Here is a 13,294-nt window from a genome sequence, read left to right as displayed (position 1 = left end):
TTAACCTATGGCAACAATATGCGGGATAATTTCTCAAATTGCAAAAGGTTCGCACTGAAATATTATATTATTTATACCTAAGTACTTAATGTCGCACTCAAATTAACCACATAGTGAAAAACAAAAAAGGCGCATAAAGCGCCTTTTTCTGACTTCTTAAAAGATTAGCCCATACGGCGAGCTTGTTGTTCTTTTAACAAATCATCGTAAGATACAGCTTTGTCAGTCACTTTAGCAGCAGCTAAGATGTGATCAACAACTTGATCTTCTAATACAACTGCTTCGATTTGAGCACGTTGTTGAGCATCATTTTTGAAGTATTCAATCACTTCAGTTGGATCTTCGTAAGAAGAAGCCATGTCGTCAATGTAAGCATCAACGCGAGTTTGATCAACTTCAAGTTTAGCATCAGCTAAAACTTTGCTTACCAATACGCCAAGCTTAACAGAACGCTCTGCTTGCTCTTTGAACAATTCGTCAGGAAGCATGCTCTTGTCAAAAGATTGCGCGCCTGCACCACCGAACTGTTGAGTGAACTGTTGAACCATTTGTTGACGTTGACGGTCAATTTCTTGAGCAACCATTGCAGTTGGAACTTCAACTTCGTTCGCAGCAACAAGTGCATCAAAAGCAGCTTGTTTAACTTGGTTACGTAAACCATTGCGAACTTCACGTTCCATATTCTTGCGAACGTCAGCTTTTAACTTCTCAACGCCTTCTTCTTCAGTTACACCAAAGATTTTCAAGAATTCAGCATCAATTTCTGGAAGTTTTGATTTTTCAACTTGCTTCACAGTGATTTTGAACTGAGCTGCTTTACCAGCCAAGTTTTCAGCTTGGTAATCTTCTGGGAAAGTAACATCGATTACTTTCTCTTCGCCAGCTTTCATGCCAATGATGCCGTCTTCGAAGCCAGGAATCATACGACCTGAACCTAACACAAGTTTAAAGTCTTCAGCAGAACCGCCTTCAAACTTCTCACCATCGATAGTGCCTTCAAAGTCAAAAGTCACTTGCATGTCTTTTTTCGCCATGCCCTTGGTAACAGCCCAAGTTTGACGTTGTTTTTGCAAGTTTTCGATCATAGCGTCAACGTCAGCATCTTTAATTTCAGCTGTTTTACGTTCAACTTCTAAACCGTCAAATGCTTGTACTGTAACTTCTGGATAAACTTCTACAGTCGCTTCAAAAACTAAAGCATCTTCTTTATGTTCAACTTTATCAATGTTCGGCATTCCTACCGCATTGATTTTTTCTTGTTGAATTGCTTCAAAAACGCTATCACGAATGATGTCATTTACAACTTCTTGATAAATGCCCGCACCGTATTCGCGACGAACAACGTTTTCAGGTACTTTACCTGGACGGAAGCCGTTGATCTTCACAGTTTTGGCAGTGCGCTTCAAACGAGCTTCAAATTGCTCGTTAATACGGCTCGTCGGTACAGAAACATTTAAACGACGGGCAACGCCCGAAACCGCTTCAGTCGTTACTTGCATGGCTTCCTCGATAAAAATTAGTGAGTAGGAACAGTTTTTTTAAAAGTGCTGTATTATATGACAACTTTCAAGATATACAAAATTAACCGACCACTTCATTTAAATGAAGGTTGTTATTCTAGTAAATTTCACAGTAATTTTATGATTCTTTAAATATTTTTCATAAAGCCTTAAGTAAAACTAATTTTTTAGTTATTCTTCATAAATCTAAAATTACAATCAAAATCCAATTTTAATCGATTTTACAAACAATTACTAAGAATCAGTAGATTAGCTACATAAAAGTACAATTCTGCATTCATTCACTCACTTTATCTTCACAATTCAATTGGCAAATCCAATTAACACAAACTGTACATATAAATAAGAATTATTATTATTCGCATAACCTTTTAGTTTTAGAGTCCTGAAGTCATGTCTTTGATTAGAACACGTAAAAAAATTGTTTCTTCTGCGATAGCTTCATCGCTATCAATGATTGCAACAACAGCCATGGCACAAGAAGCAATTTCACAATTACCAACGATTCATACTCAAGCGACTCAAGAAGAATCTTTAAAAGTAGACCAGTCTGCAAACTCTAAACTCGTAGCTCCCCTCAAAGACACGCCAAAATCGGTCTCTATTCTTTCTCAAAAATTAATTAAAGATACAAACTCTAATACTCTACTCGAAGCTTTACGCTATGAACCAGGCATTACTTTAGGTGCTGGTGAAGGTGGTACACCATTTACAGATATGCCTTACATTCGTGGCTATAGCGCCCAATCTTCTGTATATGTTGATGGTGTTCGTAATTCTACTTCTCAAAACCGCGATATGTTTGCCATTGAACAAGTTGAAGTCATTAAAGGCTCTTCTTCTGCCCTTGGCGGTGGCGGCGGTGTAGGTGGAAGTATTAACTTAATCCCTAAAGTTGCTCATGAAGGTGACGTTTACCAAGGTAGTATTCAAGGTGGTACTGACAACTATCGTCATATTCAACTCGATGCCAACAAAGACTTTGGCAACGGAATTGCTGGTCGTGTTGTTGTTATGGGCCATGAAAATGAAAAAGCTGGTGCTAACAATGGTGCTGAATATGCCCGTGCTGGTATTGCCTCAAGTCTTGCATTTGGCCTAGATACAGCTACTCGCGGAACACTTAGCTACTATTATTTACGCAGTAATGATGAACCGGATGCAGGTATTCCTTTTCTTCCTGTTGGTGGAAAGCCAATTGATGTAAAACAAGGGACGTACTATGGCTGGAAAGAACGTGATTTTGATAAACGTGAAAACCACATTGGTACATTTAAATTAGAGCAAGATCTTGCTGATGATTTAACTTTGTCAAATACGATGTCGTATACAAAATCTAAATCAGACTATATCTATACAAATGCAGATGACTCAAAAGGTAATGTAACGAAAAATGGAACCATTGTTCGTCGTGCTTTAAGTCGTATAGTGGATACTGATGCTTATAGTGATCAGCTTGCATTAAAAGGGAAATTCAATACTGGCGCACTTAAACACTCTTTTAATACAGGTGCTGAGTGGAGCTATCAAGAATCAAGCCAAGGTGTTTACACTTTTACAGATGGTTCTGGTACAACGTCAACTGTACACAATACAAGTTGCCCTGCGAGCAGTGCTCTTTCAAATGGTTGGTGTACATCAGTAAATAACCCAATGAATGGTGCATTCACAGATAGTTTGGGTAGCATCACAAATCAGTATACAACTCGCAGCCGTACCGTTTCTTTATATGCATTAGATAGCATCGAATTTAATCCTCAATGGCTTTTAAATTTAGGCGTACGTTGGGATAAATTCGAAACTGAGCGTAAATATAATAAAAATATTTATAAAACAGTAGGTGGAGCTAACGGTAATTACTCAAATGACGTAAGCATTGCAGCTGGTCAGAAATTTGAAAACGACAGTGATTATTTCTCTTATCAAGCTGGTTTAGTCTATAAACCAACTGAAAATGGCAGCATTTATGCAAGCTTTGCAACTTCTGCTAACCCTGTTGGTGTAGACCAAGGTGACGGCGCAGATGCACTATCTACATCTTCTCAGCAGGCAAATGATTTAGATCCAGAAAAAGCACGTACCTTCGAAATAGGGACAAAATGGGACCTATTTAATAACCGAGCAAACTTAACTGCTGCAATCTTCCGTACAGAGAAACAAAACACTCGTATTGCCATAGATGCCAACACATCAACTAATGCTGGTGAAAGTAAAGTTGATGGCTTCGAGGTTGGATTTAACGGTAAAGTAACTGACAAGTGGGAAGTTTCAGCTGGCTATAGCTATTTAGACAGCGAACTCACAAAAGCGGCTTACAACGCAGTTGCTCAAGAAGGTAAACAATTACCGTTTGTAGCTAAAAATAGTGCTACTTTATGGTCTACTTATCGAGTACTGCCTAAGCTAACTTTAGGTGCAGGTGCAGAGTATCGTGACAAAGTGTTTACTAATACAAACACGGGTACAACGATGCTTGAAGACAAGTATTTACCAACGTATACCATTTACAACGCGATGGCTAAATATGATGTGAACAAGAACGTAAACTTACAGCTTAATATTAACAATATTTCTGATAAGCGCTATTTCACAAGTGCTCACCCAGCTCACTACGCGTTTGAAGGTGTTGGCCGTAATGCGGTGTTAGCAATTAACTTTAAGTACTAAGTTTAAATTCCATAACTTATTTATGGAATTAATTAAAGTTCATATAAGATAGCCTCATCACGAGGCTATTTTTTATAAATGAAATATCTATTTAAAGGTGTTTGCTGTGATTCATCATATCCCTAATGTTTTAAGCAAAGAGCAAGTTGCCGAGTTTCGTAAACTCATGAAAGAAGCGAATTGGGTGGGAGGAAAAGTTACTGCTGGTACTCTATCGGCTTCAGTTAAAAGAAATCAGCAACTCTCTGAACAAGATCCACTTACACACAATTTAAGTGATATTGTGATTAAAGCAATTTGGCAAAATCCTGTGTTTCAGGCCGCAGCCCTACCTCACAAAATTATTCCACCACTTTTTAATCGTTATGATGAACATGAAAGCTTTGGCTTCCATGTAGATAACTCAATTCGCCTTATCCGTGGTACTTCTGAGCAGCTCCGTACCGATTTATCTTGTACATTATTTTTAAGTGAACCTGATGAATATGAAGGTGGTGATCTGGTTATTGAAGATACTTATGGTTATCACGAAGTCAAATTACCAGCGGGTGATGTCGTACTCTACCCTTCTACTAGCTTACATGAGGTAAGTAGTATTACATCAGGTACTCGATTTGCTTCTTTTTTCTGGGTTCAAAGTCTGGTCCGCGATGATAGTAAGCGACATCTTCTATTTAATTTAGATGAAAGTATCAGAGCACTGCGTAAGACACACGGTGATAGTTATTCTGAAGTTATGAAACTCACCAACATTTACCACAACTTAATTCGCATGTGGTCAGAACTGTAACTACATTTATTTTTGCCTTATTGAGATCATGCAATCTTTTTTTCCTTAATAAGGTAAAATATCGAAAAATATTTCCTACAAATTAGAAAGTAGCGCAAAATTAGAAAATTATTTTCTAATTTCCGAGATTAAAATTATTATAAGAATTTTGCACAACGTGTAATCATTGTTTAGATGTGATATATCTAAATGATAAACATATTAGCAAACCACCAAACTTATTATTTCACGGTCTAGAGATGAAAACGAATTACTTGTTTGCCCAGCCTACTCAAGCAAGACATCATCTGCAACTCCTGATGCTGCGCCACGCGCGCGTATAAATATTTTGTCTGCTTTTTAAAGCAGCACTTCGAAATTACCTTTAATTTTTCTCAATTAGATACCATATATAACCGTAGAGACGTTGCCTTTTAAATATATTCAGAGCAACCGCGCTACGAGACAAGGAGTTTTCTCATGATGTTGGCTGACCCAAGCAAAAAATACCGCCGTATGTACCAACGAGTGGATTTACCAGATCGCCAATGGCCAAATAACGAAATTACAAAAGCGCCAATCTGGATGAGCACCGATTTACGTGACGGTAACCAAGCAATTTTTGAACCAATGGACATGGAACAAAAATTCAAAATGTTCAAAATGCTTGTAAAAATCGGTTTTAAGCATATTGAAATCGGCTTCCCTTCTGCATCTCAAATCGACTTCGATTTTACCCGTATGTTGATCGAAGAAAATCACATTCCTGATGACGTATACATCGAAGTTTTGGTTCAGGCGCGTGACCATTTAATTGAACGTACTTTTGAATCTTTAGCAGGTGCTAAACGTGCGATTGTGCATATTTATAACTCTAATTCTCCAACCTTCCGTCAAAAGGTGTTGAATGTAGATGTTAATGGCGCAAAACAGTTAGCAATTAATGCTGCTCAAAAAGTGAAAGAGTATGCTGCGCAATATCCTCAAACTGACTGGATTTTCCAGTACAGCCCAGAGTGTTTCTCTGCAACAGAATTAGAAGTCGCTAAAGATGTCTGCGATGCCGTCACAGAAATTTGGGATGCACGTCCTGATCATAAAGTTATTTTAAACTTACCAGCGACTGTAGAGGTTTCTACGCCAAATGTTTATGCAGACCAAATTGAATGGATGCATCGTAATTTGGCACGTCGTGATGGCGTGATCATTTCTGTTCACTGTCACAATGACCGTGGCTGTGGTATTGCTGCATCAGAACTTGCAATTATGGCAGGTGCTGACCGTGTTGAAGGTTGTGTATTTGGTAATGGCGAACGTACAGGTAACGTTGACGTTGCAGCGATTGCATTGAACATGTATACCCAAGGCGTAGCGCCAGAGTTAGATTTCTCTAACATTAATGAAGTGATTGCAACGGTTGAAGAATGTACTGGTTTACCTGTACACCCTCGTCACCCATATGCAGGCGACTTGGTATTTACTGCATTCTCTGGTTCACATCAGGATGCAATCAAAAAAGGCTTTGAGTACCAGAAAAATGAAGAAATCTGGGATATGCCTTACTTACCAATCGACCCGAAAGATTTGGGCCGCGACTACGATGCAGTTATTCGTGTAAACAGCCAGTCTGGTAAAGGCGGTATCGCTTACTTATTAGAAGCGAACTACAACGTTGTGTTGCCTCGTCGTTTACAAATCGAGTTCAGTCAGGTTGTTCAACAATATGCTGATGATAATGGTACAGAAATTAATGCAAAAGAAATCTGGACCTTATTTAAAGATACGTATGTTGATGTGAAAAACCATCATTACACAGTCAAAAACTACAGATTATCTGACATTAATGGTACTCAAATCATCGAACTTGATGTTGATGTCGAAGGTGAAACACAACAACTTCGCGGTGAAGGTAATGGACCAATTTCTGCATTCTTAAATGCGCTTCAGTTACCAATTGACGTGTTGAACTATGAAGAACGCAGTATTAGTTCAGGTGCAAATGCGAAAGCGTTAACCTTAATTGAACTTCAAGTCAAAGGTACAGGCAGAGGTTCATTTGGTGCCGGTGTTCATGACAATACAGTCACCTCATCAATTGAAGCAATTATTGCATGTACTAACCGTTTGATTGATCAAGGTGTTTTAAGTACAGATCAGGTTGTTGCCGCTGCTGTTTAATTAAAAAAAAGACTTTGGAAAGGATACCTAGCTTGGTATCCTTTCTTTTTATTCCTGAAAGATTTAAAAGGCGAAATGTTCCCGTGTCTTTTCCAGCTGATTCAGTGGGGTTAGTCACTCCGCAAAAGTTCCAATTTGAAGAACCATTACATCTTGAATGTGACCGTGTTTTGCCACGTTTTGAATTAATGGTCGAAACTTACGGCACTTTAAATGCAGATAAATCAAATGCTATTTTAATCTGTCATGCTCTTTCCGGACATCATCATGCAGCGGGTTATCACCACGAAGATGATAAAAAAGCTGGCTGGTGGGATAGTTGTATTGGCCCGGGTAAAGCAATCGACACGAATAAGTTTTTTGTAGTTTCGCTAAATAATATTGGTGGGTGTAATGGCTCAACTGGCCCAACGTCACCAAATCCTGAAAATGATAATCGCCCTTATGGACCAGATTTCCCATTAGTAACGGTACGTGACTGGGTAAAAACTCAGGCCATGCTTTCTGACCGGTTGGGTGTAAATATTTGGTATGCCGTTATTGGTGGCTCTTTAGGGGGCATGCAGGCACTACAATGGTCGGTAGACTACCCAGACCGCTTACAAAAATGTGTCATCATTGCCAGTGCGCCAAAGCTTTCAGCTCAAAATATTGCCTTTAACGAAGTTGCGCGTCAGTCGATCTTGTCTGACCCAGACTTCCATCATGGTCGTTATTTAGAAAATGATAGCTATCCTAAGCGTGGCCTGATTTTGGCCCGAATGGTAGGTCATATCACCTATCTCTCTGAAGAAGCCATGAAACAAAAATTTGGCCGTGATTTAAAATCTGGCAAATTTATGTATGGTTTTGATGTCGAGTTTCAGGTCGAAAGTTATCTTCGTTACCAAGGTGAGCAATTTAGCCGTAACTTTGATGCCAATACCTATCTGATCATGACTAAAGCATTGGATTATTTTGATCCATCACGTGAATACAACCACTCGCTAACAGACGCGATGGGTAAAACAAAATGTCAGTTCCTGATTGTTTCTTTTACAACAGACTGGCGTTTTACACCAAGTCGCTCTCAAGAGATTGTTGATGCACTCATTACCAATCATAAGCCAGTAAGTTACCTCGATATTGATGCCGAACAAGGACATGACTCGTTCTTATTCCCGATTCCATTGTATGTCAAAACCATGCGCGCTTTCTTAGGCGGTGAAGAACACTTAAAATCGACGTCACTGGAGGCAAGCTAATGCGTATTGATCAACAACTGGCAGAAAAGTGGATTAAACCAGGCTCAAGCGTACTCGATTTGGGGTGTGGTGATGGTGAATTACTCGCTCATATGAGCCAAAAGCATCAAATTCGTGCTTATGGCTTAGAAATTGATCAAGAAAAGATTGCAATTGCCGTCAGTCGCGGGTTAAATATTATTCAACAAGATTTGAATCTCGGTTTGAGCCGTTTTGCTGACCAGTCTTTTGACTATGTGGTTATGGCACAGGCTTTGCAAGCTGTAGATGCACCAGATGTTTTATTAAGAGACATGGTGCGTGTGGGTAAACAGGCAATTATTACTTTTCCAAACTTTGCGCATTGGAAGACTCGTTCTTTTCTTGCATTAAAAGGTATGATGCCTGTATCGGATGCTCTACCATATATGTGGTATAACACCCCCAATATTCATTTATGTACATTTAAAGATTTCGAAGCACTCTGTGCGGAAAATCAGATACAAATTATTAATCGACTCGCCGTCAATGGAAATCAGCAGGGAAGCCTGTTAAGCAAACATGTTCCTAATTTGTTTGGTGAAGTCGCTATTTATCGAGTGAGTGCACTATGAAAAAGACATTATTTAGCACACTATTTGCAGGACTGCTAAGTATGCAGGCTCATGCAGATTATATCGCCCAGCCACAATCGGTTGCGAGTCAGGCTGCACGCTTTTCAACAATGGGGGTGAGTGACCTTCAGAAAGCTGCAAAAGCTGGTCAAGCAGGCGCACAATTTTACCTTGGTACGCACTACCAATATGGTAAAGATGTAGAAAAAGATGAAAAGCAAGCTTTCACATGGTTTAAAGCCGCAGCTGATCAAGGTTTATCGCCAGCACAATTAAACGTAGGCCGTATGTATGCCGACGGTATTGGTGTTAAAAAAGATGAGTCAATGGCCCGTAAATACTTTGAGAAAGCAGCAAGCAATGGTGATAACCGTGCAAGCTATAACCTCGCAATGATGGAAGAGCAAAAGAAAAACTACGTAGGTGCTTACCAGTGGTATGAGCTTTCAACTCGTGATGGCATGCTGGACAATAAAGTAATTAGCCTATCAGAAGGTAAGAAAACTGCTCTTGCGGCTAACTTGACTCAAGAACAAATCCGTACAGCACGTGACCGTGCAGACAAATGGATTCAAGCACAATAATAACGGTTCATCCGTAAAAAACCTTACTCGACTAAAACCACCTTGTATACCCTACAAGGTGGTTTTAGTTTAGATCATGCCATTTTATATTCTATTTGTTTCCCTCTATATCCCCTCTTAAAAAACACGTAACATAACTCACGTTCGATATTAGCTATAAAGTTTGGTTTTATTATGTCTACCCCACATTGGTTTGATCAGGGCAGTTTAGTTCTTGCCAGCAATAACAAAGGTAAAGTCGCAGAGTTTGAAAAACTTTTTGAACAGCTTAAATTACCTGTAGAAATTATTCCTCAAGGTCACCTTAATATTCCTGATGCAATTGAGGATGGTTTAAGCTTTATTGAAAATGCCATTATTAAAGCTCGTCATGCCTCTCAAATTTCAGGCAAACCTGCTATGGCTGACGACTCTGGTATTTGCGTTCCTGTCTTAGGTGGCGCACCCGGTATTTTCTCAGCACGCTATGCTGGAGAACATGGAGACGATGCTGCCAACAATGCAAAATTATTAAATGATCTTTTACCATTTCGTAAAAATGGTGAAGTGATTGAAGGCATGTTCGTGTGTGTACTTTCTTTAGTGACTCATGCAGAAGATCCTTTGCCACAAATTTTCCAAGGCATTTGGCACGGTGAAATTTTAGAAGCTGCTCGTGGTGAAAATGGCTTTGGCTATGACCCACTGTTCTGGTTGCCTGAGTTACAAGTTTCTAGTGCTGAGCTGTCTAAAGAAGACAAGAATAAGATTAGTCATCGTGGACAAGCGATGCAGTTATTCAGAGAAAGTTTGCAGAAGTAAATTTTTCATACTGCCACAATATACAACGTTACAACCTATTCAACTTTGTATAAGCAAACCTTACTTTTCAAAGATAAAAAGTAAGCAAAAATCTTTTGTTAGACTGATGGCACATCCTGAGCGATTTCCAAAGCACTGCTTTGGAAATCAGCGCAAGGCAGTGACATAGCGGCATCCATGCCGCCTTCCCACAAGAAAATGTTGTGAAAAACTTAAAAATTGATCACACGAAAAAATGCAAAAATACCGCATAAATTGCAATACACACACAGCTCACAATCGTCCCAGAGGCGATATAAGCCGCAGATCTTCCCGTTCCTTGATAATGGGTTTCTAGGGCTACAATGTTGGCAGCTGGTGGCAAGCAGAACATTAAAAACATCACACCAATGTGCTGGCTCATATTGGGAATCGGTAGAAATCTATAAGTAAGTCCACAAAGAATAATCCCACATACCACCTTAAAAGCTTGAGCTTTTGTACTGTAAATTAAGTCTTTTACATGAACTCGGGTACGGCGCAACCACATTCCCAACACACACATCCCAGCAAAAGTCATCACAAACTTGGCAACTTCATAGACCCAGTGTATGGCAGGATGTTCGAGATGCTGGGCACCTAAAAGCCTGAGCACAAGCGCAACGAATATTGAAATACATGGTGGAGAAGACAAAACTTTTTTTAATATATTGAGCTTACTTTGCGGTGCAGTTGTTACAGCAGTCACAGCCCATGCATTTCCGAACAGGGACATTCCAATATATAACGCCACAATAGGCGCCGTAGCTTGGGGGCCAAATAAAGCCATGGCAAAAGGAAAGCCGAGCCACCCCATGTTGGTATAACTTGCGCAAAGTGCTAATAATCTGTCTTTAAATAAAGCTAAATAAGCAAAGAAAATAAGAAACGCTGAACCGAAGCTAAAGAGCATTAAACTCAAACTACCCGGCTGATAAAATACCATGTTGTAAATAATAACAACTGGAATAAGTAAGCGGGCAAGCCAAGCGGAAAGAACAGGTTTTATCGTTTCTGAAAGAGAAGTCTGGGCAAGCAGAAGTCCAACAATAAAAGCAAATATTGGGAGTATTAATGCCACGTTTTCTCTTCTCACCCATCAAAACCAGCCTGTTATGCTACACCTTTTCAAAATGAAATGTACTCTCCTTTTCAAGTAATTTAAGCTTCTCTTTTTTAACTCTTTCTAAAGTAAAAAACCAAACACATCCTTTCTAGAACCCATCTTTTTAGATTTTGACTGACGGCCATTGTCTTAAAAATGACATATAAATGTCACATTGTTGTCATAGCAACCTGTTGAGATAAACCAAACTGAAAAGAGGTATAAGATCATGGCCGGTTTATCTATTTGGCACGTTGTTATTTTTGCAATTGTCGTTATTTTATTATTTGGTACATCTAAATTGAAAAATATCGGTAAAGACGTAGGTGGTGCAGTAAAAGACTTTAAAAAATCAGTTCGTGAAGAAGACGAAACTGCTGCTCTTAATACTCCACGTACAATTGATGCCCAAGTCAAAACCCCTGACAACACATCAGTGAAAAGCTAAAGGTTTTCCACCATGCTTGATGTAGGAATGACAGAGCTACTCTGTTTTGCAATTATTGCAATTTTAGTTTTAGGTCCGGATAAACTTCCAGAAGCCGCACGCTTTGCTGGTCGTTGGTATGTCCGTCTAAAACGTTATATTACCAATTTGCAAAATGAGATTGATCAAGAGTTGCGTCTTTCTGAATTTCGAAAAGAAATGCAAGAAGAACTCAACCGCATTGAAGCACTAGAACGTAAAGTACAACAACAACTTGAAGAAATACAAAAACAGACTACTTCAGACAACTCAGAAAAAGCTGAGGTAGCTGAAACTATATCTCATTCTACAATGTACTCCCCTGTATCGGGCCATTATGAAGTGCCCTTTCTTGCCAAATTTACACCTTTGGCATCTCAAAGCGATACTTTAGAAACACCCCCCGTTAAATTGAAGATTGCCGTATGAACCAACTGCCTTCAACGACTGTAAATACGCAAGAAAATTTAGACCAAATGCCAATCATGAACCATTTGGTCGTTTTAAGACGTCATTTATTTAGGATTGTCGGGGTAACATTATTTTTATTCTTTTGCTTATTACCCTTTCGAAATAACACTTACCAATTATTATCTGAACCTTTAAGGTTGCAACTTCCCGCATCATCGTCAATGATTGCTACAGATGTGACTGCAACCTTTATGGCACCGTTCAAGCTCAATTTATTTGTCGCGCTCGTGTTGGCAATGCCATTTATTTTGTATGAAATATGGACCTTTGTTCGTCCAGCGTTGTATCAAAAAGAACGTCATTTAGCACTTCCGTTACTTATTGGTAGCATTGTTTTGTTCTATGCTGGCGTTGCTTTTGCATATTACATTACCCTTCCAGCGATTTTACATTTCTTTATTAGTGTATCGCCTGAAACGGTAGCACCTATGACGGATATTAATAGCTACCTAAGCTTTTGCTTAAAGTTATTTTTAGTTTTTGGTGTGACTTTTGAAATTCCAATCGCGATCCTCTTACTTATTTTAATAGGTGTGGTGAATACAAAGAGTCTGGCTGAAAAAAGACGTTTTATTATTGTGGGATGTTTTTTTGTAGCCATGTTCATTACCCCACCAGATGCAATTTCTATGGTGATGTTAGCCATCCCAATGTGGTTGCTTTTTGAACTTGGATTATTATTCGGTAAAATTCTTGAGAAAAGAAAAGCTCAATCTGCTGAATAACAAATCATATTTTTTAAAAGCCTGAAATTCAAAGTTCAGGCTTTTTTATATAGACCACTTTTTAATCTACAAACCCATAAACTGTCTTCAAAGTGACTTAAAAGTGTAAGAAAAGTGTCATTTCTAGTCCATAGAATCAACTCAACAAATATA

At 39.0% G+C, this 13,294-nt stretch carries 12 protein-coding genes; 10 read left to right on the top strand and 2 right to left on the bottom strand.

The features are described 5' to 3' along the window. Positions 1-164: 164 nt before the first annotated feature. Positions 165-1,499: a trigger factor gene (gene tig, locus BMW38_RS08680; protein ID WP_005036955.1), complete on the bottom strand. Its 1,335-nt coding sequence runs from the start codon at positions 1,497-1,499 to the stop codon at positions 165-167. A gap of 414 nt (positions 1,500-1,913) precedes the next feature. Between tig and BMW38_RS08675 the strand changes: the two genes are divergently transcribed. The 7 genes from BMW38_RS08675 (at position 1,914) to rdgB (ending at position 10,356) form a co-directional block, all read left to right on the top strand. Further along, positions 1,914-4,187: a TonB-dependent receptor gene (locus BMW38_RS08675; RefSeq protein ID WP_092707295.1), complete on the top strand. Its 2,274-nt coding sequence runs from the start codon at positions 1,914-1,916 to the stop codon at positions 4,185-4,187. A 106-nt stretch (positions 4,188-4,293) separates the two neighbouring features. Further along, positions 4,294-4,977: a Fe2+-dependent dioxygenase gene (locus BMW38_RS08670; RefSeq protein ID WP_213031130.1), complete on the top strand. Its 684-nt coding sequence runs from the start codon at positions 4,294-4,296 to the stop codon at positions 4,975-4,977. A gap of 459 nt (positions 4,978-5,436) precedes the next feature. Continuing rightward, positions 5,437-7,134 carry a 2-isopropylmalate synthase gene (gene leuA, locus BMW38_RS08665; protein WP_004641067.1) on the top strand — a complete coding sequence of 566 codons (1,698 nt, stop codon included), beginning with the start codon at positions 5,437-5,439 and terminating at the stop codon, positions 7,132-7,134. Between the two features lie 83 nt (positions 7,135-7,217). After that, positions 7,218-8,378 (top strand): homoserine O-succinyltransferase MetX, encoded by a 1,161-nt coding sequence (locus tag BMW38_RS08660; RefSeq protein ID WP_003654837.1) that lies wholly within the window; start codon positions 7,218-7,220, stop codon positions 8,376-8,378. Next, the gene (metW, locus tag BMW38_RS08655; protein ID WP_001217230.1) at positions 8,378-8,971 is read left to right on the top strand and encodes a methionine biosynthesis protein MetW; all 594 of its coding nucleotides are present in this window, start codon (positions 8,378-8,380) and stop codon (positions 8,969-8,971) included. The genes BMW38_RS08660 and metW overlap by 1 nt, the downstream gene beginning before the upstream one ends. Continuing rightward, on the top strand, positions 8,968-9,555 hold the full coding sequence (locus BMW38_RS08650; protein WP_092707291.1) for a tetratricopeptide repeat protein: 588 nt from the start codon (positions 8,968-8,970) through the stop codon (positions 9,553-9,555). Before metW ends, BMW38_RS08650 begins: the two co-directional genes overlap by 4 nt. Positions 9,556-9,729: 174 nt before the next feature. Further along, the gene (gene rdgB, locus BMW38_RS08645) at positions 9,730-10,356 is read left to right on the top strand and encodes an RdgB/HAM1 family non-canonical purine NTP pyrophosphatase (RefSeq protein ID WP_092707289.1); all 627 of its coding nucleotides are present in this window, start codon (positions 9,730-9,732) and stop codon (positions 10,354-10,356) included. A gap of 223 nt (positions 10,357-10,579) precedes the next feature. Here rdgB and BMW38_RS08640 read toward each other — a convergent pair whose 3' ends face one another. Beyond that, complete coding sequence (locus BMW38_RS08640) at positions 10,580-11,455, bottom strand: AEC family transporter (RefSeq protein ID WP_092707286.1); 876 nt, start codon at positions 11,453-11,455, stop codon at positions 10,580-10,582. A gap of 253 nt (positions 11,456-11,708) precedes the next feature. Between BMW38_RS08640 and BMW38_RS08635 the strand changes: the two genes are divergently transcribed. The 3 genes from BMW38_RS08635 to tatC are packed head-to-tail and all read left to right on the top strand — an operon-like array spanning position 11,709 to position 13,141. Beyond that, complete coding sequence (locus BMW38_RS08635; protein WP_092707284.1) at positions 11,709-11,927, top strand: Sec-independent protein translocase subunit TatA; 219 nt, start codon at positions 11,709-11,711, stop codon at positions 11,925-11,927. A gap of 12 nt (positions 11,928-11,939) precedes the next feature. Further along, a complete protein-coding gene (tatB, locus tag BMW38_RS08630) occupies positions 11,940-12,374 on the top strand; it encodes a Sec-independent protein translocase protein TatB (RefSeq protein ID WP_092707282.1) in 435 nt (144 codons plus the stop codon). Continuing rightward, positions 12,371-13,141 (top strand): twin-arginine translocase subunit TatC, encoded by a 771-nt coding sequence (gene tatC, locus BMW38_RS08625; RefSeq protein ID WP_092707280.1) that lies wholly within the window; start codon positions 12,371-12,373, stop codon positions 13,139-13,141. The genes tatB and tatC overlap by 4 nt, the downstream gene beginning before the upstream one ends. The last annotated feature ends 153 nt before the right edge of the window (positions 13,142-13,294 follow it).

The sequence above is a fragment of the Acinetobacter sp. yr461 genome (assembly GCF_900110445.1).
In the GTDB taxonomy this organism is placed as follows: Bacteria; Pseudomonadota; Gammaproteobacteria; order Pseudomonadales; family Moraxellaceae; genus Acinetobacter; species Acinetobacter calcoaceticus.
The sequence above is the reverse complement of the archived record's forward strand: the minus strand, read 5'-3'. Positions and strand labels throughout refer to the sequence as shown.